The sequence below is a fragment of the Arthrobacter sp. YN genome (genome assembly GCF_002224285.1).
Lineage (GTDB): Bacteria > Actinomycetota > Actinomycetes > Actinomycetales > Micrococcaceae > Arthrobacter.
The window spans coordinates 1,401,490-1,420,076 of record NZ_CP022436.1; the positions used below are offsets into that span (position 1 = coordinate 1,401,490).

Sequence of the window (18,587 nt, forward strand, 5' to 3'; positions counted from 1 at the left end):
CCGAAGCTATGCGTGGGCTGTGAAAGCACCTGCGTCCGCGGTGCGGGAGGCAAGCGAAAGCCCCGGCCCGCCTGATGGCGGACCGGGGCTGACTGTCGTGCTTTAAGAGGTGTTACTTGGTGATCGGGCCGAGTACCGGATCGTCAACGTAAGCCGTCTTGACGTTCTCTGCCGTAACAATCTGCGGCGGGAGGAGGTACGCCGGGACGGTCTTAACGCCGTTCTTGTAGGAGTCCTTGTCGTTGATTTCCAGTTCCTTACCGGCCTGGAGATCCTTCACCATGGTGATGGCGTGCTCAACGAGCTTGCGGGTGTCCTTGTTGATGGTGGAGTACTGCTCGCCTGCCATGATCGACTTGACGGACTCAACCTCGGAGTCCTGGCCGGTGACAACCGGGAGCGGCTTGCCGGCGGCCTTGACGGACGTCAGCACTGCGCGGGCCAGGGTGTCGTTCGGGGACAGGACGCCGTCCAGGGAAGCGGTGCCGTAGCTGCCGGTAAGCAGCGTGTCAGCGCGACGCTGGGCGTTTTCTGCCTTCCAACCCTGCGTCACAGCCTGCTCGAACGAGGTCTGGCCGGAGACTACCTTGAGGGTGCCGTCGTCGATCTTCGGCTTCAGGACGCTCATGGCGCCGTCGAAGAAGACCTTTGCGTTGGCATCATCCGGGGAGCCTGCGAACAGTTCAATGTTGTAGGGGCCGGAAGCCTTCTTGGCCTTCATGCCGTCCAACAGGGCCTGGCCCTGCAGTTCGCCCACCTTGAAGTTGTCGTAGGCCACGTAGTAGTCCACGTTCTCGGTGTTCAGGAGCAGGCGGTCGTAGGCGATGATGGTTGCGCCGGAATCCTTGGCCTGCTGGAGCTGCGTACCCAGTTGGGCGCCGTCGATAGCACCGACGATGATGACCTTGGCGCCCTTGGTGACCATGGCGCTGATCTGGTTCTGCTGCTCGGACACGCCGCCGTTGGCGAACTGTACGTCCGGCTTGAAGCCGGCGCTGGTGAGGCCGTCGTTGAACAGCTTCTCCGCGAGGACCCAGTTTTCACTGGTCTTCTGCGGAAGTGCGACGCCGATCATCGAGTCCTTGGGGAACGCTTCCCCGCCTGCTGTGCTGCTGCTTGAGCCGCTGTCAGAGCGGCCGCAGGCTGTCAGCGCCAGTGCCGCAATGGCAGCGACTGCTGCTGCCTTTCCTGCTTTACCAAACATTCGCATATCTTGGTTCACTTTCTGTGTGGGTGGGGTGGAGCGAGTCTGTCAGGACGCGGGTTACGCTTCCTTGGAGATGACCTCTTTGGTGGATGTGGTTTCGTCGGGCTTGATCTCGTTGTTGCGCTGGAAGTTCTTCATCAGCAGTCCGGTGATGGAGCGCTTGCCCTGCGACTTGTTGTAGACATCGAAGGCTACTGCTGCCAGGAGCACCAGGCCCTTGATGATCTGGGTGAGGTCGGCGCCAACGCCCAGCAGCTGGAGGCCGTTGTTGAGGACGGCCATGACCAGGCCACCGACGATCGAGCCGATCACGGTGCCAACGCCACCGGTGACTGCTGCGCCACCGATGAAGACGGCCGCAATGGCGTCCAGTTCCCAACCGACGCCGTCGAACGGGCCGGATGCGGTGGAGCGTCCAACGAAGATCATGCCTGCCAGGCCGGCAAGGACGGACATGTTCATCATGACCAGGAAGTTGACCTTCTTGGACTGCACACCGGACAGCTCAGCTGCGTGGCGGTTGCCACCCACGGCGTAGACGTGGCGGCCCAGGACGGTCTTGTCGGCGATGAATCCGTAGATGAGGACCAGGACGGCGAGGATCAGGCCAGGGATGGGGAAGGAGGTGCCGGGGCGGCCGGTGGCGAACAGGTACGTGGCGTAGAGGATGGCGCCGCAGATCAGGACCAGTTTGGTGACCTCGACCCAGAGCTCGGGAACGTCGGCGCCAAGTGCCTTGGCGGTAGCGCGGGCACGCAGGGACATGATGACCACGAAAGCTACGGCGATCAGGCCGAGCAACACCGTGAGGTTGTTGAAGCCCGTATCCGGTCCGACCTCCGGCAGGTAGCCGGAACCGAGGAACTGGAACTCTTTGGGGACGGGGATGGTGTTGGACTTGCCAACGAACTGGTTGAAGCCTCGGAACAGGAGCATGCCTGCCAGGGTCACGATGAAGGCAGGGATGCCCACATACGCCACCCAGAACCCTTGCCAGGCGCCGATCACGGCTCCCAGGACCAGTCCGAAGAGCACGCCGGCCCACCAGGGGAAGCCCCAGTCACGCATTGCCAGCGCTACGAAAACGCCCACGAAGGCGGCCACGGACCCAACGGAAAGGTCAATGTGTCCGGCGATAATGACCAGGACCATGCCGATGGCCAGGATCAGGATGTAGGAGTTGCCGTTGAACAGGTTGATCACGTTGCCGGGGGTCAGCGTGCGGCCCTCGGTGAAGATCTGGAAGAAGACGATAAGTGCCACCAGGGCGAAGATCATGCCAAACTGGCGGGTATTGCCACCAAATAGCTTCTTGAGCGCGTTCATTGTTTTGGTCCTTGTGTCAGGAAGGGGCGAGGCTGGGCCAACGGGTCAGGCGGTTTTGCGGGCGGAAGTCATGAGCTTCATGAGGCTTTCCTGGCTTGCTTCGTTCTTGTCCAGGACGCCGGTGATGGCGCCTTCAAAAATGGTGTAGATGCGGTCGGACAGGCCCAGAAGCTCCGGGAGCTCCGAGGAAATGACAATCACTCCCTTGCCCTGGTTCGCGAGCTTCTGGATGATGCCGTAGATCTCGTACTTGGCACCGACGTCGATTCCGCGGGTGGGTTCGTCCAGGATCAGGAGGTCCGGATCGGTGAACATCCACTTGGCCAGCACCACTTTTTGCTGGTTGCCACCGGAGAGCTTGGCTACGCCTTCCTCAACCGACGGGGTCTTGGTCCGCAAAGACTTCCGGTACTCCTCGGCAACGGAGAATTCCTTGCGGGTATCCACCACGGAATAGCTGCTGATCTTGTTCAGCGCCGCCGACACCGTGGTGGTCTTGATGTCATCCAGCAGGTTCAGGCCCAGGGACTTCCGGTCCTCAGTGACGTAACCGAGTCCGGCGTCGATCGCTTGCTTGACGCTGCGGAGGTTGACCTGCTTGCCGTCCTTGTAGACCTGGCCTTTGATGAAGCGGCCGTAAGAGTGTCCAAAGAGGGAACGGGCCAGCTCTGTACGTCCGGCGCCCATGAGGCCTGCGAAACCGACGATCTCGCCACGGCGGACAAAGAAGTTCGAACCCTTGCAGATCAGGCGGTCCTGGATCTGTGGGTGGCCGACCGTCCAGTCCTTGACCTCGAAGAAGACCTCGCCGATCTTGGGTTCGTGATCCGGGAAGCGGGACTCCAAGGTCCTGCCCACCATGCCCTTGATGATGCGGTCCTCATCCACGCCGTCGCGCTTAACGTTGAGCGTTTCGATCGACTTGCCGTCACGGATGATGGTGATCTCGTCCGCGATCTGTTCGATCTCGTTGAGCTTGTGGGAAATGATGATCGAGGTGATGCCCTTGCCCTTGAGGCCCAGGATCAAGTCCAGCAGGTGCTGGGAGTCCGATTCGTTCAGGGCTGCCGTGGGCTCGTCCAGGATCAGGAGCTTCACGGACTTGTTCAATGCCTTGGCGATTTCCACCAGCTGCTGCTTGCCGACGCCGATTTCCTTGATGGGGGTATCGGGATCCTCGCGGAGCCCAACGCGGGCCAGGAGTTCGAGGGAGCGCTTGCGGGCCTCGGCCCAGTCGATCACGCCCCACTTGGTGGGTTCGTTGCCGAGGAAGATGTTCTCCATGATGGACAGTTCCGGGATCAGTGCCAGTTCCTGGTGGATGATCACGATGCCGGCCGCTTCACTGGCGCGGATGTCCTTGAACTGCTGGGTTTCGGCTTGGTACACGATGTCTCCCGTGTAGCTTCCGTACCCGTAAACGCCGGAAAGAACCTTCATGAGCGTGGACTTGCCGGCACCGTTTTCCCCGCAGATTGCGTGGATTTCGCCGGCCATCACACGCAGGCTCACGTTCGACAAGGCCTTCACGCCGGGGAATTCCTTCGTGATCGAGCGCATCTCCAAAAGGATGGGATCACCTTGCGTGTCGAGGGATGTCATCAGCCCTTACGCCTCCAATGCATGACTTCGTTGTCGGCCCCGCAATGGCGAGGCTGTCTGTTGAAAAAGTAAACTGGATCACCCGTCTTGTCGTCAAGACTTGAACGCATGATCCAGCTAACGATTTCGTTACCTACCGGTAATACCTGCGTGTTGAAACACCAAAGCGGCGGCTCCGAGGGCTTCTGCGCGGGCCCCCAACGAGGACATTGCGAGGTGGGTCGTCTCGCCCACTACTGGCACGGCGTGCCGCACAAGGCCCCTGCGGATGGGGTCCAGCAAGAGGTCGCCAAGGCCCGCCAAGGGGCCGCCCACCACGATCACTTCAGGATTAATAAGGTTGGAAACGTTGCCCAAAGCGCGTCCTACCGCCAGTCCGGCGTCGTCCACCACCCGCTGTGTTGCGGAGTCGCCGGAGAGACAGTTGCGGACGATGTCCTGTGGTGTCAGCAGGGTCTCCTGGCCGCGTCCCAGCAGTTCGATCATGGTGGTGGTGGACGCTATGGTTTCGAGGCAACCCCTGTTCCCACAGCGGCACACGAGGCCATGCTCATGGATGGTCGCATGGCCTATTTCACCCGTGATGCCCACGTTGCCGTAGTACGGGAAACCGTTGAGAATCAGGCCCGCGCCGATGCCCGAGCCGATCTTGAGGAACATCAGGTTGGAGACCCCGCTGTGGGGTCCCCATGTCACTTCGGACAGCGCACCGAGGTTGGCATCGTTGTCAACAAAGACGGGGCAATTCAGCGCTTCCTCCAGCCGGTGGAGGATATCGATGCCCACCCATTCCGGAAGGATCGCGCCTTGTGCCACCGTGCCGGAACGGCGGTCGATCGGGCCGGGAATGCCCGCACCTGCGCCCACTACGGCAGTGCGGTCGATGCCGTTCTCGCGGAGTAGTTTTTCCAGCAGCAGGACAGCCGCCGCGATGCCTTCTTCCGCCTGGTGGCCCAGCGGTAATTCGATGTAATCCTCGGCAATGACGTGGTAGCCCAGTGAGGCAAGGACTACGCGCAGGTGGCGGCGTCCGAAGTCGATGCCGACGGCCACCGCACCGTTGCTGTTCAGCCTGACGTTGGTTGCGCGGCGACCGGAACTGGTGGTGGGCTCGGTGGAAACGAGGCCTGCGTCCTGCATGATTTTCACGATGTTGGAAATCGTTGCGGTGGACAGCCCGGTCTGCCGCGAGAGCTCGGCTTGGGTGGAAGGACCGCTCAACAGGCACTCGATGATGCGCTGCTGATTCAGGTGGCGCAGTGCGGACTGCGAGCCGGGTTTTCTTGGATGGCTCTTCGTTGAGCGCTGCGTAGCGGGCATGACAAGAAGATTGCCCCACAAGCAACGTTGTAGTCAAGAAGTGAACACAAGGAGTCAACTCTCTGCGACATACTCCAACGCAAGAACATGGGATACGTACCCCTTGTGAGGCCCGCTATTCACGCTATGAACGGGGATTTTCCTGCAGAGCGGGCCCCGCAACGGGGAGGTTGCGGTCAATGCGTCCCGATTTGGCGGCGTACGGGTCCAAATGCCCCACCCCGTGAACGTGTCCCGGGCCTACGCTGGAATCAAGAAACGTCGGGGCACCCGTGTGCGCCGCGACCAGGCGAAAACCTAGGTGGTAAAGATGCTGCTCTCCGTCCTGCAGGCGAACGCTTCCGTCATGGACGTCGACGCCAATCTCCGAACGATCGACGACGCCGCCCATCGCGCCGCCCAGGCAGGAGCAGGCTTGCTGCTCACTCCAGAGCTGTTCCCCGTTGGATACGCGCCGCTGCGCTTGCATGCCGAATTTGATCCGGCCACGCTTCCCGGCATCCGGGAACGCCTGGCGGACATTGCCCGCCGGCACAGCATTGGCCTGGTGTACAGCCTTCCGGCGCCGGCCGCGGAAGAAACAGCCCACGACGACGGCGCTCAGCCGGCTTCCGCCGGTGGTCGCTGGCACATCACGGCTACTTTGCTGGACGCTTCGGGCAACGAAGTCCTCAAGTACGCCAAGGTCCACCTCTTCGGTCCGGAGGAACACAAGGCGTTTGTCGGCGCCCAAGAACCTCCCGCCGTCGTGGATTTCAACGGGATCCGTACGTCGATGCTGATCTGCTATGACGTTGAGTTCCCTGAAGCCGTGCGCGCTGCAGCGACGAGGGGCGCGGAGCTGTTGCTGGTTCCCACTGCGCTGTCCGCTGGATTCGAGAATGTCCCGCAGGTGCTGATCCGTGCCCGTGCGTTGGAAAGCCAGCTCAACGTGGCGTACGCCAACCACTCCGGCCACGAGGATATCTACTCGTTCCTGGGCGGCAGCGTGGTGGCCGGTCCGGACGGCTCGTTGCTCGCCGCGGCAGGGGACGGGGCCGCGCTGCTGTTCGCCGAAGTCGGCACGCAGACGGTGAAGTCCGCACGGGAGGAAGTCCCGTACCTGCGCGAACGCCGGCCGGAACTCTACAAGCAGTGGGAGCAGCGCAGTTAGGCGACAACCCCGTCTGTCACGGAGCCGATCAACTCCTCCACGTACTGCAACGCAAACCACAGCTCGGCACGCACCTGTGCCTGGTTGAGGTCCATGTCCAGCAGCTCGCCCAGCACGCCGATCTGCCGCCGCACGCTGTTCCGGTGCAGTCCCAGGAGTTTGGCTGAGCCGTCCCAACTGCCGTTTTCGCTGAGCCAGCCGCGAAGCACGGACAGCAACGGATCGCGCCGGTCCGGTTCGAGTGAGAGCACAGGCGCGAGGAGCCGCTCCGCCAACAGGGTTCCGGCTTCGCGCCCCAGCAGCCCCGCAACTGACCAGGTCACTTCATCCACCCGGGCGCTCTTGCCGGTGGTGACCACGCGGCTGCGCAATGAGGTGGCCCGCTGGTAGGCGGCGGCGAGTCCCGTGAGCTCGGTCGGTTCGCCTATCACCAGGCGCCATCCCAGTTTCTCGATGTCGGCCAGCAACGCGTCGTCCACCTTCAACCGGGTAATTGCCGCGAAACCATACTCGGTGATCTCCACGAGCTTGGTGTCGAAGAGCCTCCGCCATTGCAGCAACTCGCGAACCGGCCCGTCGTCAGCAGCGCCGTCCACCCGGACGCCTTGCACCACGCGCATCTGCCCGGATCTGGTGGAGGACAAACTCTGGGCCAGCAGGTCCTTCAGGCCGTTGACCTGTTTGGTGGAGCCGGACGTCAACGAGTCCGGGTGCAGCAGCACCGCCGTGGCCAGCTGGCTGGGGGCCAGCGACCCACTGGTCCTTTGCCGCACCAGCAGTTCCAACAACCCCACAGCCGACTGCACCACGTTGTTCTGTGCAGGCGTCAACGGTGCATCCGAACCCAGGATCAAGGCCCCGAGGTTCGCGTCCTTGGTGCTCCGCAGCGGATGCCCAAACACCAGCGCCGAACCGGGTTGTTCGAAGCCGTCCATCTCAACGCGCGGCCCGCTGCCGGACAACAGTCGCTCCAGCATCGGCGACAGCAATGAATGCTCGACGCCGGTGCTGCCGCCGGCACTGTGACCGCGCGCCCGGACCCGTCCGTCGGCCCCCACCAGCACGGCCCACACCGGCACCCGCTGCACCAGTGCGGCGAGCAATTCGTGTTCGGGCCTGGGGGAGAGGACTGCCCGCATAAGTTGGCGGTTGGTCTCGGCAAGTTGGCGGAAGACCCGCGCATTGTCCGTCTCCAGCAGCTGGGAGAACTCCAGCCCGATCGCTGCGAACGGCACGGATTCCGGGACCTCGAACAACGTGAGGTTGTGCTTGCGGCAAGCGTCAAGCAGCACGTCCGGTACGGCGTCGAAGTATGGCCTGATGCCGAAGCCCAGCGCCGCCACTTTCGCGTCCACCAGCCGCTGGACGTAGGCATCCACCTTGGCCGCCGAGCCGCCCTTCCCCAGGAAAGGCAGCCCGGCGGTGAGGAGGAACTCGCCCTCGGGAAGGTACGGCGTGGGGTCCTCAAGCTCACTCGGTTCCACCCACCTCAGCAACGAGGCGCCGCTGCCGCCGTCGTGAAGCATTGTCAACTCCGGCGGCAGCTGCTCCACAAATTGTTCGAGCGTGACGAAACTCAGGCGGGCGGTGGCGGGTTCAGGCGACATTGCCCTGCCCGGCGGCGGCCGGCTCCTGGTAGTCGGGGCACTCGTAAGCGCTGTCCCGGTCGGCGCCGCTTGCGTAGGCGCGTGGCAGGCGGGGCGCGATCCTGTTGATGATCTCGTCGCCGTGACTGCCGATTGCAGCACCCCAGTCGTCGGCGCTCGCCGCCCCGGACGCAGGATCGCCGAACAACACCGCGGTGTCTCCGACGTCGATTCCCGAAGCGTCCGGGCCGAGGTCCACCATGAACTGGTCCATGCAGACCTTGCCGATCACCGGCACGCTGCGGCCCGCGATGTTCACTACGGACCGGCCGCTGATGCCCTTGGGGATGCCATCTGCGTAACCGAGCGGAATGAGCCCGAGGTAGCGCGGCTCGTAGGTGATGGCCTGGTGTTCGTAGCTGACACCGGTCCCGGCCGGGACTTTCTTGACCATGACCAAGGGTGCCGTCACGCTGAGCGCTGGGCGCAGGCCGAAATCCGCCGGGTTGAGGTGGTCGGCCGGTGCCAGGCCGTAGATGGCCAGCCCTGCCCGGACCATGTCGAAATGGAATTCGGGCCGGTCCAGGATGTTCGCCGAACTGGAAACATGCCGGAGCTGCGGGTTCAGGCCCGCCTCATGGGCTTCCCGCACAGCGTCCTCGAACTCTGCGACGGCGGTGGCGTTGCCCGGGTGGGCGGGCACATCGGCCCAGGCCAGGTGGGTCCACAGCCCCCGGACGCGGAGGGTGCCGTCCAGTTCGGCCTGACGGGCGGCATGGACGAGTTCAGCCCAATCTTCCTTGCGTGCACCGCCGCGGCTCAGTCCGCTGTCCAGTTCAAGATGTACGACGGCGGGGCGGCCAACGCGTTCCGCGATGCCTGCCAGCACCTCCAGTTGGCTGACGCTTCCGAGCGACACATCAATGTCGTTTTTCAGTGCTTCAAGAATGGTGGCACTTGTCTGGGATGCCAGATACAGCCACGAGAGGATGGGGACCGTAATGCCTGCTTGGCGAAGGGCAATTGCCTCGGTGAGCTGGGCGGTTCCCAGCCAGTCCGCCCCCGCCTCTACTGCGGTGCGGGCTACTTCCACCAAGCCATGTCCGTAAGCGTTCCCCTTCACTACGGCCATGAAATGCGGCGCCTCGGTGCGCTTTTTCAGTGCTGTGACATTGTCTGAAATCGCGGACAGGTCCACGGTGACCTGTCCTGACAGGGCGGCCGGAGCAGCTCCTTGATAGTGTGCATTACGTCTCATGGTTGAACACTATAGGTCATTTTGCACCGCGGTGAGAGGTGGCTCACATGCCAGTCTTGTGGAGGGGAAATCGAAACTACTTTGAAGGGACGTCAAGGGTGACTGTGCCTGTGAACACCAAAAACCCGGCGGCAGCAAGCGCCGTCAGGCCGAGCCTCGGCGCGCAACTCCTGCGCCGCAAGCCGATCGGCCAGATGGTCAGCGAAGCCGGAAGCGGCGAGGGCGGAAACCAGCTGGTCCGCAGCTTCGGCGTCCTCCAGCTGACCATGATCAGCGTCGGCGCTACTCTTGGCACCGGCATCCTGGTGATCCTTGGCGAATCAGTGCCGCTGGCAGGGCCGGCCATCTGGATCTCATTCGTCATTGCCGGTTTGGCTGCGCTGCTCTCCGCAGTGTCCTACGCCGAAATGGCCGGGCTGGTTCCGGTGGCTGGCTCCAGTTACTCCTACTCCTACGCCACCATGGGCGAGGGCATGGCGTGGATTTGCGGCTGGTGCCTGGTGCTGGAGTACGCCGTCTCAGTGGCGGCCGTTGCTGTTGGCGCCGGGCAGTACGTGAACGAGACTCTGGCCGCGTTCGGCCAAGTCCTGCCGGATGCCATGAGCCAGCCGCCAGGGGATGGCGGTCTGGTGAACGTGCCGGCCATGGTGATCGTGGTCCTGGCCATGATCCTGCTGGTCCGCGGAGCCCGCGAGAGCGCCTGGATCAACACTGCGATCGTCGTCATCAAGGTGGGCATCCTGATCTTCTTCTGCGCTGTGGCCTTCACCGCCTTCAACGCAGGCAACTTCGAGCCGCTGCTGCCGATGGGTGCCGCTGGTGTTTCTGCAGCCGCATCCAGCGTCTTCTTCTCCTACATCGGTTTCGACGCAGCTTCTACGGCAGGCGAGGAAGCCAAGAACCCCAAGCGTGACCTGCCCCGTGCCATCATGCTCTCCATGGTGATCGTCACCAGTATCTACGTCCTGGTTGCCGTTGCGGCCATCGGTGCCCGTCCGTGGGACTGGTTCGACGGTACTGAAGCTGCGCTGGTGCAGATCCTGCACGAGATCACGGGCCAGCCCTGGATCGCCCTGGTCTTCTCCATCGGTGCTGTGCTCGCCATCGCCAGCATCGTACTGACAGTTCTCTACGGCCAGACCCGCATCCTGCTTTCCATGTCCCGCGATGGCATGGTGCCCAAAGTCTTTGGCCGCGTCTCCCGCCGCACCGGCACTCCGGTGGCCGGAACGCTGATCATCGGGACCGCCGTCGCCCTCACTGCCGGCTTGGTTCCGCTCGGTGCACTGGCGGACGCCACCAGCATTGGCACACTCTTTGCCTTTGCACTGGTCAACGTTGCGGTCATCTACCTGCGTCGCAACCGGCCCGATCTTGAGCGCAGCTTCCGGGTCCCGCTCTACCCCATCACGCCGATACTTGGCACGCTGATGTGTGCGTACCTCATGCTCAACCTGGGCGCCGACACCTGGATCACGTTTGGTGTCTGGATGCTGGTGGGCATCGCCATCTACTTCGGCTATGGACGCCGGAACTCCAAGGTAGCCGAGCTCAGCGAGCAGGACTACCGTGAAATGACCGCCAGGGCCGTGAGCCCGGAATCTGTGAAAGCAGCAAACTCATGACCATCGCCACTGAACTCCCTGTCCTCGAGAAACCAGGTGCCCCCTCCTCGGAGGCAGCTGGAGCCCCCATCACCATGCTGAACCCGGACTTCCCGTTCAGCTACGACCACTACCTGGCCCACCCCGACGGACTGGGCGCGGTTCCCGAGGAGCTTTATGGCACGGAAGTAGCCATTATCGGCGCCGGCCTGTCCGGGCTGGTCACCGCCTACGAGCTGATGAAACTTGGCCTCAAGCCGGTGATTTACGAGGCCGACCAAATCGGTGGGCGTCTGAGGACTGCGAGCTTCCCGTCGGCGCCCGGCGTGGTGGCGGACCTTGGTGGCATGCGCTTCCCGGTCTCCGGCAAGGCGTTCTACCACTACGTGGACCTGCTAGGCCTGGACACCAACGAATTTCCCAACCCCATGGCGCCCGCAACCTCCTCCACGGTGATTGAGCTCGCGGGTAAGAAGCACTACGCCACCACGGCCGATGAGCTGCCGGAGTTTTTCCTCGAAGTAGCCGACGCCTGGAAAGCCGCAGTCAACGACGGTGCAGCCTTCGCGGAGATGCAGGAAGCCATCAAGGCCCGCGACACCAAGCGGATCAAGGAAATCTGGAACGCGCTCCTCCCGGAACTCGACGAGCAGACCTTCTACGGCTTCATCGCCGCCAGCAAGTCCTTCAAGGAAGCCGGCTTCGCACACCGCGAGGCGTTCGGCCAAGTGGGCTTCGGTACCGGCGGTTGGGACACAGACTTCCCCAACTCCATCCTCGAAATCCTCCGCGTGGTCTACACCGACGCGGACGATCAGCACCGCTCCATTGCGGGAGGAGCGCAAAGGCTCCCCGAGGCACTCTGGAACCATGCGCCGTCGAACCTTGCTCACTGGCCCCAAGGCACCTCGTTGGCGTCCCTGCACAGCGGTTCCCCGCGCGGAGCCGTGGACAACATCCGCCGCGCAGAGAATGGCGACCTGCTGGTCCGCGAAAACTGGGGACGCGAAGCCACCTACCAAGCAGTGGTGACCACCTGCCAGTCCTGGCTGCTGTCCACGCGCATCCACACCGAGGAAGCGTTGTTCCCGGCCGAGCTGTGGACCGCGATCGAGCGTTCGCACTACATGCAGTCCTCCAAGACCTTCGTGATGGTGGACCGGCCGTTCTGGAAGGACATCGATCCCGAAACCGGCCGCGAGGTCCTGTCCATGACACTCACCGACCGCCTCAACCGGGCCACGTACCTGCTCGACGACGGTCCGGACAAGCCCGCCGTCATGCTCCTGTCCTACACGTGGAACGATGACGCCCTGAAATGGCTGGCCCTCAGCGCCGACGAGCGCGTGAAGCTGATGCTCCACTCGCTGCAGCAGATCTACCCGGGCGTGGATATTGCCAGCCACATCGTGGGGCAGCCGATCACGGTGTCCTGGGAAGCGGACCCCAACTTCATGGGTGCGTTCAAGGCCAACCTGCCGGGGCACTACCGGTACCAGCAGCGCCTGTTCACGCACTTCAAGCAGGACCAGTTGCCGGAGCACCAACGCGGCATCTTCCTCGCCGGAGATGACGTGTCCTTCACCGCAGGCTGGGCCGAGGGCGCCGTGACCACTGGTCTCAACGCCGTGTGGGGCGTGGTGAACCACCTCGGCGGCACGTCCGCTGCCGGTAACCCCGGACCGGGCGACCTGCTGGACGAGCTCGGCCCGATCTCGCTGGACTGATCCCGTTGCCTTTGCCTTTTAAGCGTGCATGTCCCGGTGCGCCGCCGCGAGTTCCTTGTAGTGCGCGGCGTTGTGCTTCACGCCCTCAAACTCCTCATCGGTGAGTTCACGGCGGACCTTCGCGGGCACGCCAGCCACCAGGGAGCGTGGGGGAATGACCGTGCCTTCCAACACCACGGCGCCGGCGGCAATGAGCGAGCCCGTGCCGATGACCGCGCCGTTGAGGATGGTGGCGCTCATGCCGATCAGGCAGTCGTCCTCCACAGTGCACCCGTGGACCACGGCGCTGTGCCCCACGGAGACGCGCTCGCCGACGGTGCAGGGGAAGCCCGGGTCGGCGTGGAGGACTACATTGTCCTGGAGGTTGGAGCCCGCGCCGACGCTGATTGCAGCCGTATCGGCGCGGACGGAGACACCGTAGAAGGCGCTGGAGTCCTGGGCCAACGTGGCCTTGCCGATAATGGATGCAGTGGGTGCCACGAAGGCGGATTCATGAATGGCCGGGGTGTCCCCGGCGAAAGTGTAAGAGGGAGCCATGCTGCCCAGCTTATTTCCCAACTGGGTAACAGCAAACGTCGCTATGGGCCGTCAGTGGGACGTTTGCTGTTACTCAGTTGGGTGCAGGGGTGCGGAGGACCAGGAATTGGTAGTGCTGTACCCAGTTGCCCGCGCCCGGCCCGGACTCCACGCCCACACCCTCAGGCCACGTCCGGAAATGTTCAACCGAGCCATGCTCGCCGAAAATCCTGCGCACAGTGTCATCGCTGCGACGGCTGAAGAACCGCCGCGGTTCCTCGAGGTCCTCCGGGTTGAGGACCTCGCAATCCTCACCTGACCAGAGTCCGACGGCGATTGGCGCACCAGGTGCGGTGACCCGCACAAGTTCGCTGACGACGTCGTGAATTCCGCTGTTGGGGACATGCAGGAGCGTGCTCATGGTCCACGCAGCTGAAAAGACAGCATCCGCGAAGGGCAGGCTGCGGCCGCTGGCGACGGTAGCCTCCAACCCGGCCGAGCGCGCCAGATGGACGCTCTCAGAAGACAAGTCCACCCCGGTGTAGTGCAGTCCGGCGCGGACAAACTCCAAGCCCTCAACGCCCGTGCCGCACCCCAGCTCGAACAAGGAATGACGGTGTTCGGATTTCAGGAGCCGGATGAACCATTCTCTGCTCTCGACACGGTGTGGCGTGAGCGCGCGGGTGTTCCGGACAGGCGCCTGACGGTCGTAGTAGACCGCCAAATCAGCCTCGTGCTCGGCGTGAGGAATGCCCCGCATACCCTCAGCATAGGAGCGCTGTTAGTTGAACACCACGGTCCGGGTGCCGTCCAGGAGCACTCGGTGTTCGGCATGCCACTGGACCGCCTGGGCCAGCGTACGGCCTTCGACGTCGCGGCCCATCTGGACGAACTGTGCAGCCGTGCGTGCGTGGTCGACGCGGATGACTTCCTGCTCGATGATCGGGCCCTCGTCGAGGTCGGCCGTGACGTAGTGGGCGGTGGCGCCGATGATCTTCACTCCGCGCGCGTGGGCCTGGTGGTACGGCTTGGCGCCCTTGAAGGAGGGCAGGAAGGAGTGGTGGATATTGATGGCCTTGCCGTTCAACTCCGTGCACAGATCGTTGGAAAGGACCTGCATGTACCGGGCCAGGACGGTCAACTCGACATCGTGATCGGCAATGAGCTTCAACAGCTGCGCCTCGGCCTGGGGCTTGGTTTCCGGCGTCACCGGGATGTGGTGGAACGGGATGCCGTAGAACTCCGCCAGCGGCTCAAGGTCACGGTGGTTGGACACGATGGCAGGGACATCAATGGGCAGGGTGCCGGTCCGCTGCTGGAACAGGAGGTCGTTCAGGCAGTGCGCGTCCTTGGAGCACAGGATGATGGTGCGGACCTTTTCGCCAACAGGATTGATCTGCCAGGTCATTCCGAACGATTCGGCGACCGGACGCAGCGCGGACGCCAATTCGTCCTGGGAGGACGACGTCGATGCCTCCACGCGCATGAAAAAGTTGCCTGTGCTGGGGCTTCCGTACTGCTGGGAATCGGCGATATTGCAGCCGGCGGCAAGCAGGGCTCCAGCTACCGCGTGGACGATGCCGGGGCGGTCGGGGCAGGAAAGTGTTACTACGAAAGCGGTGGATTCAGTCACACGATCAAGCCTACCTGTGCTGCGTTGTTGTACTGTTAATGGGTCGCAACTGGCGTTGGGTGGACTACCACCAGGGAGCGGCAATCATGAAGACCACGGATCGTACGCCTGGGCCGAGGGTCATGTCTTACCGCGCTGCACGTGACCAATCCCTCCGTAACCGAGGGGGACGAGGCAATGCTGCTGCCGGTAGCCTGACCTGTAGCACCACCCGTTGCCTAGCCAGGAGATCTCCGTGACTACCTCAACCACTTCCGCGTCTGTCAGCAACCAGTCGCTCGCCGATCTCGATCCAGAGATCGCAGCAGTCCTCAACCAGGAACTTGGCCGCCAGCGCGGCACCCTGGAAATGATTGCGTCCGAAAACTTCGCCCCCCGCGCCGTCATGGAAGCCCAGGGCTCCGTCCTGACCAACAAGTACGCCGAGGGCTACCCGGGCCGTCGCTATTACGGCGGTTGTGAATACGTCGACGTCGCCGAGCAGCTCGCCATTGACCGCGTCAAGGAACTCTTCGGCGCCGAGTACGCCAACGTCCAGCCGCACTCCGGTGCCCAGGCGAACGCTGCAGCACTCTCCGCCATGATCACCCCGGGCGATAAGATCCTCGGCCTGTCCCTGGCACACGGTGGCCACCTTACCCACGGCATGAAGCTCAACTTCTCCGGCAAGCTCTACAACGTAGCTGCCTACCAGGTTGAAGAAGACAACTTCCGCATCGACATGGACAAGCTCCGCGAGCAGGCCATCGCCGAGAAGCCCCAGGTCATCATCGCCGGCTGGTCCGCGTACCCGCGCCACCTCGATTTCGCCGCCTTCCGGTCCATCGCCGACGAAGTGGGCGCACTCCTGTGGACGGACATGGCGCACTTCGCGGGCCTGGTGGCAGCCGGCCTGCACCCGAGCCCGGTCCCGCACTCCGACGTCGTCACCTCCACCGTTCACAAGACCCTCGCGGGTCCGCGTTCCGGTGTGATCCTGGGCAAGCAGGAGTGGGCCAAGAAGCTCAACTCCAGCGTCTTCCCGGGACAGCAGGGCGGACCGCTCATGCACGTCATCGCCGCCAAGGCTGTCGCCTTCAAGATCGCCGGCAGCGAAGAGTTCAAGGAGCGCCAGGAGCGCGTCCTCGAAGGTGCCAAGATCATCGCAGACCGCCTCAACCAGTCCGACGTCGCCGAAGCCGGCGTCTCGGTCCTCACTGGCGGCACCGACGTTCACCTGGTCCTGGTTGACCTGCGTAACTCGCAACTGGACGGCCAGCAGGCCGAAGACCTCCTGCACTCCGTGGGCATCACCGTGAACCGCAACGCTGTTCCGTTCGACCCCCGCCCGCCGATGGTCACCTCCGGCCTCCGCATCGGTACCCCTGCCTTGGCTACCCGCGGATTCGGTGCCACCGAGTTCACCGAGGTTGCCGAGATCATCGCCACCGCACTCAAGGCGGGCTCCGCTGCGGATGTCGAGGCCCTCCAGGCACGCGTCGACAAGCTGGCCGCTGACTTCCCGCTGTACCCGCAGCACGAGCAGTGGTAAATCCGCGATTCCGCGGCTAAGCAACGCATCACCCGGGCATTGAACCGGAGCCCACGGGATCCGCCGCCACACCTACGGCGGCGGGTCCCGCTGGCATGAGCCATTAGGTCACCCACCAGAAAGAGCAGATGGAATGACACAGTCCACCGCACAGATCCTTGACGGCAAGGCCACCGCCGCAGCCATCAAGGCAGAACTGACCACTCGCGTTTCCGTCCTCGCTGCCAAGGGAATCGTCCCCGGTCTGGGCACCATCCTGGTGGGTTCCGACCCCGGCAGCACCTGGTACGTCGGCGGCAAGCACAAGGACTGCGCCGAGGTCGGCATCCAGTCCATCCGCCGCGACCTCCCCGAGGACATCAGCCAGGAGGACCTCTTGGAGGTTGTCCGCGAGCTCAACGACAACCCGGAATGCACGGGCTACATCGTCCAGCTTCCGCTGCCCAAGCACATTGACCAGGACGTCATCCTCGAAGCCATGGACCCTGACAAGGACGCCGACGGCCTGCACCCGATGAACCTTGGCCGTCTGGTGGCCAACGTCAATGGCGAGATGAAGTCCCCGCTGCCTTGCACGCCCAAGGGTTGTGTGGAGTTGCTCCGCCGCCACAACATCGAACTCAAGGGCAAGCGCGTCCTGGTGGTTGGCCGTGGCGTCACCATCGGCCGCCCCATCGGTCTCCTGCTGACCCGCAAGGAAGTCAACGCCACGGTTGTCCTGGCCCACACCGGAACGGTGGACCTGCCCGCAGAACTCAGGCAGGCCGACGTCGTGATCGCCGCTGCCGGCGTGCCGCACATGATCAAGGCTGAAGACCTCAAGCCGGGTGCAATAGTGCTCGACGTCGGCGTCAGCCGTGTGGACGACGGCAACGGCAAGGCTGTTGTCACCGGAGATGTGGACCCGGCAGCTGCCGACGTCGCCGCTTGGCTGTCCCCGAACCCGGGCGGCGTAGGCCCGATGACCCGTGCCATGCTGCTCGCGAACGTCGTGGAGAGTGCTGAGCGCCAGGCGGGCATCGCCTAGGTTTACACGCGCTGAACGGGAGGGCTCTTGCAAGATTATCTGCAAGAGCCCTTTCACATGTCCGTGGGCGCTACTAGTCTGCTGAGGGTGCACAATGAAGCAACCCGCTCCGCAACTCCCACTGAATCGTCGCAATCCAGCTTCGACATGAACCGACCCACCGTCATCAGCGCCCGGCATCTCACCAAGGCCTATGGTGAGCTCACCGCCGTGGACAACATCTCCTTCGACGTACCGGCGGGGGAGTCCTTCGGACTGCTGGGCCCCAACGGCGCCGGCAAGTCCACCACGATGAAAATGATCGGGGGCGTCTCCCAACGCACCTCGGGCACGCTCAGCATCATGGGCTTGGATCCTGAGTCGCACGGCCCTGAAGTCCGGGCGCATTTGGGTGTGGTCCCGCAACAGGACAACCTCGACGAAGAGCTGAAGGTCCGCGAGAACCTGATCGTCTACGGACGTTACTTTGGCCTGCCCCTGAGCTACTTGCGGCCGAAGGCCGACGAACTGCTGGAATTCGCGCAGCTGACGGACAAAGCAAACTCGAAGGTCGACGCACTTTCCGGCGGCATGAAGCGGCGGCTCACCATCGCCCGCTCGCTCATTAATGAGCCTCGAATCCTGCTTCTCGACGAGCCCACCACCGGTCTGGATCCACAAGCCCGCCACATCCTCTGGGACCGGCTGTTCCGGCTCAAGGAAAATGGCGTCACCCTGATCCTCACCACGCACTATATGGATGAGGCCGAGCAACTCTGCGATCGCCTGATCGTGGTGGACAAGGGCCGGATCATGGCGGAGGGTTCGCCCGCCGCCCTGATCCGCGAGCACTCGTCCCGCGAAGTACTCGAGCTCAGGTTCGGGTCCGAGCGGAACGCGACCATCGGCGTCGAACTTCAAGGCATCGGTGAGCGGCTCGAAACGCTGCCCGACCGCGTACTCATCTATGCGCATGACGGCGAGGCCGCGTTGGAGCAGGTCACTGCCCGCGGGCTGCGCCCCATGACCTCGCTGGTCCGCCGCTCGTCGCTGGAGGACGTGTTCCTCCGGCTGACCGGCAGGAGCCTTGTTGATTAGGCGACAGGTGACTGACCCGG

The 18,587-nt window shown here is 63.5% G+C and carries 15 protein-coding genes and 1 riboswitch; of the genes, 6 read left to right on the forward strand and 9 right to left on the reverse strand.

Annotated elements, in window-relative coordinates; translation table 11 throughout:
• Positions 1-112 precede the first annotated feature (112 nt).
• The 4 genes from CGK93_RS06430 to CGK93_RS06445 form a co-directional block, all read right to left on the reverse strand.
• A complete protein-coding gene (locus CGK93_RS06430) occupies positions 113-1,210 on the reverse strand; it encodes a substrate-binding domain-containing protein (RefSeq protein WP_089594114.1) in 1,098 nt (365 codons plus the stop codon).
• Between the two features lie 54 nt (positions 1,211-1,264).
• A complete protein-coding gene (gene mmsB / locus CGK93_RS06435) occupies positions 1,265-2,533 on the reverse strand; it encodes a multiple monosaccharide ABC transporter permease (protein WP_089594115.1) in 1,269 nt (422 codons plus the stop codon).
• A gap of 45 nt (positions 2,534-2,578) precedes the next feature.
• Positions 2,579-4,135 carry a multiple monosaccharide ABC transporter ATP-binding protein gene (gene mmsA / locus CGK93_RS06440; protein ID WP_089594116.1) on the reverse strand — a complete coding sequence of 519 codons (1,557 nt, stop codon included), beginning with the start codon at positions 4,133-4,135 and terminating at the stop codon, positions 2,579-2,581.
• 129 nt (positions 4,136-4,264) lie between these two features.
• Positions 4,265-5,455, reverse strand: a complete 1,191-nt coding sequence (locus CGK93_RS06445) for an ROK family transcriptional regulator (RefSeq protein ID WP_089594117.1) — start codon at positions 5,453-5,455, stop codon at positions 4,265-4,267.
• A gap of 310 nt (positions 5,456-5,765) precedes the next feature.
• Between CGK93_RS06445 and CGK93_RS06450 the strand changes: the two genes are divergently transcribed.
• Positions 5,766-6,608: a carbon-nitrogen hydrolase family protein gene (locus tag CGK93_RS06450; protein ID WP_089594118.1), complete on the forward strand. Its 843-nt coding sequence runs from the start codon at positions 5,766-5,768 to the stop codon at positions 6,606-6,608.
• On the opposite strand, the gene CGK93_RS06455 is transcribed toward CGK93_RS06450, so the two are convergent.
• Positions 6,605-8,215 (reverse strand): PucR family transcriptional regulator, encoded by a 1,611-nt coding sequence (locus CGK93_RS06455; protein ID WP_089594119.1) that lies wholly within the window; start codon positions 8,213-8,215, stop codon positions 6,605-6,607. The two genes, CGK93_RS06450 and CGK93_RS06455, sit on opposite strands and share 4 nt — an antisense overlap.
• Positions 8,205-9,452, reverse strand: coding sequence for an alanine racemase (gene alr, locus CGK93_RS06460; protein ID WP_232481562.1), 1,248 nt, complete (start codon positions 9,450-9,452; stop codon positions 8,205-8,207). Before alr ends, CGK93_RS06455 begins: the two co-directional genes overlap by 11 nt.
• A gap of 194 nt (positions 9,453-9,646) precedes the next feature.
• Between alr and CGK93_RS06465 the strand changes: the two genes are divergently transcribed.
• Both CGK93_RS06465 and CGK93_RS06470 read left to right on the forward strand, forming a co-directional pair.
• Entirely contained in the window at positions 9,647-11,077 is a 1,431-nt protein-coding gene (locus CGK93_RS06465) for an amino acid permease (protein ID WP_442857039.1), read from the forward strand.
• Positions 11,074-12,783 (forward strand): flavin monoamine oxidase family protein, encoded by a 1,710-nt coding sequence (locus CGK93_RS06470; RefSeq protein WP_198318373.1) that lies wholly within the window; start codon positions 11,074-11,076, stop codon positions 12,781-12,783. Before CGK93_RS06465 ends, CGK93_RS06470 begins: the two co-directional genes overlap by 4 nt.
• 18 nt (positions 12,784-12,801) lie before the next feature.
• On the opposite strand, the gene CGK93_RS06475 is transcribed toward CGK93_RS06470, so the two are convergent.
• From CGK93_RS06475 to purU, 3 genes are all read right to left on the reverse strand, one after another.
• Positions 12,802-13,320: a gamma carbonic anhydrase family protein gene (locus CGK93_RS06475; RefSeq protein WP_089594121.1), complete on the reverse strand. Its 519-nt coding sequence runs from the start codon at positions 13,318-13,320 to the stop codon at positions 12,802-12,804.
• 73 nt (positions 13,321-13,393) lie between these two features.
• Positions 13,394-14,059, reverse strand: a complete 666-nt coding sequence (locus CGK93_RS06480; RefSeq protein ID WP_089594122.1) for a class I SAM-dependent methyltransferase — start codon at positions 14,057-14,059, stop codon at positions 13,394-13,396.
• A 21-nt stretch (positions 14,060-14,080) separates the two neighbouring features.
• On the reverse strand, positions 14,081-14,932 hold the full coding sequence (purU, locus tag CGK93_RS06485; protein WP_089594123.1) for a formyltetrahydrofolate deformylase: 852 nt from the start codon (positions 14,930-14,932) through the stop codon (positions 14,081-14,083).
• A 35-nt stretch (positions 14,933-14,967) separates the two neighbouring features.
• Positions 14,968-15,053, forward strand: a riboswitch (ZMP/ZTP riboswitch).
• A 114-nt stretch (positions 15,054-15,167) separates the two neighbouring features.
• Between purU and glyA the strand changes: the two genes are divergently transcribed.
• The 3 genes from glyA (at position 15,168) to CGK93_RS06500 (ending at position 18,567) form a co-directional block, all read left to right on the forward strand.
• Positions 15,168-16,463 carry a serine hydroxymethyltransferase gene (glyA, locus tag CGK93_RS06490; RefSeq protein WP_089594124.1) on the forward strand — a complete coding sequence of 432 codons (1,296 nt, stop codon included), beginning with the start codon at positions 15,168-15,170 and terminating at the stop codon, positions 16,461-16,463.
• Positions 16,464-16,596: 133 nt separating this feature from the next.
• Complete coding sequence (locus tag CGK93_RS06495; protein ID WP_089594125.1) at positions 16,597-17,490, forward strand: bifunctional methylenetetrahydrofolate dehydrogenase/methenyltetrahydrofolate cyclohydrolase; 894 nt, start codon at positions 16,597-16,599, stop codon at positions 17,488-17,490.
• A 147-nt stretch (positions 17,491-17,637) separates the two neighbouring features.
• A complete protein-coding gene (locus CGK93_RS06500) occupies positions 17,638-18,567 on the forward strand; it encodes an ABC transporter ATP-binding protein (protein ID WP_089597244.1) in 930 nt (309 codons plus the stop codon).
• Positions 18,568-18,587 lie beyond the last annotated feature (20 nt).

What these genes read in the sequence shown, in the direction of transcription:
- CGK93_RS06430 (WP_089594114.1), bottom strand. Translation starts at nt 1,210, where the DNA reads ATGCGAATGTTTGGTAAAGCAGGAAAGGCAGCAGCAGTCGCTGCCATT.
- mmsB (WP_089594115.1), bottom strand. Translation starts at nt 2,533, where the DNA reads ATGAACGCGCTCAAGAAGCTATTTGGTGGCAATACCCGCCAGTTTGGC.
- mmsA (WP_089594116.1), bottom strand. Translation starts at nt 4,135, where the DNA reads ATGACATCCCTCGACACGCAAGGTGATCCCATCCTTTTGGAGATGCGC.
- CGK93_RS06445 (WP_089594117.1), bottom strand. Translation starts at nt 5,455, where the DNA reads ATGCCCGCTACGCAGCGCTCAACGAAGAGCCATCCAAGAAAACCCGGC.
- CGK93_RS06450 (WP_089594118.1), top strand. Translation starts at nt 5,766, where the DNA reads ATGCTGCTCTCCGTCCTGCAGGCGAACGCTTCCGTCATGGACGTCGAC.
- CGK93_RS06455 (WP_089594119.1), bottom strand. Translation starts at nt 8,215, where the DNA reads ATGTCGCCTGAACCCGCCACCGCCCGCCTGAGTTTCGTCACGCTCGAA.
- alr (WP_232481562.1), bottom strand. Translation starts at nt 9,452, where the DNA reads ATGAGACGTAATGCACACTATCAAGGAGCTGCTCCGGCCGCCCTGTCA.
- CGK93_RS06465 (WP_442857039.1), top strand. Translation starts at nt 9,647, where the DNA reads ATGGTCAGCGAAGCCGGAAGCGGCGAGGGCGGAAACCAGCTGGTCCGC.
- CGK93_RS06470 (WP_198318373.1), top strand. Translation starts at nt 11,074, where the DNA reads ATGACCATCGCCACTGAACTCCCTGTCCTCGAGAAACCAGGTGCCCCC.
- CGK93_RS06475 (WP_089594121.1), bottom strand. Translation starts at nt 13,320, where the DNA reads ATGGCTCCCTCTTACACTTTCGCCGGGGACACCCCGGCCATTCATGAA.
- CGK93_RS06480 (WP_089594122.1), bottom strand. Translation starts at nt 14,059, where the DNA reads ATGCGGGGCATTCCTCACGCCGAGCACGAGGCTGATTTGGCGGTCTAC.
- CGK93_RS06495 (WP_089594125.1), top strand. Translation starts at nt 16,597, where the DNA reads ATGACACAGTCCACCGCACAGATCCTTGACGGCAAGGCCACCGCCGCA.
- CGK93_RS06500 (WP_089597244.1), top strand. Translation starts at nt 17,638, where the DNA reads ATGAACCGACCCACCGTCATCAGCGCCCGGCATCTCACCAAGGCCTAT.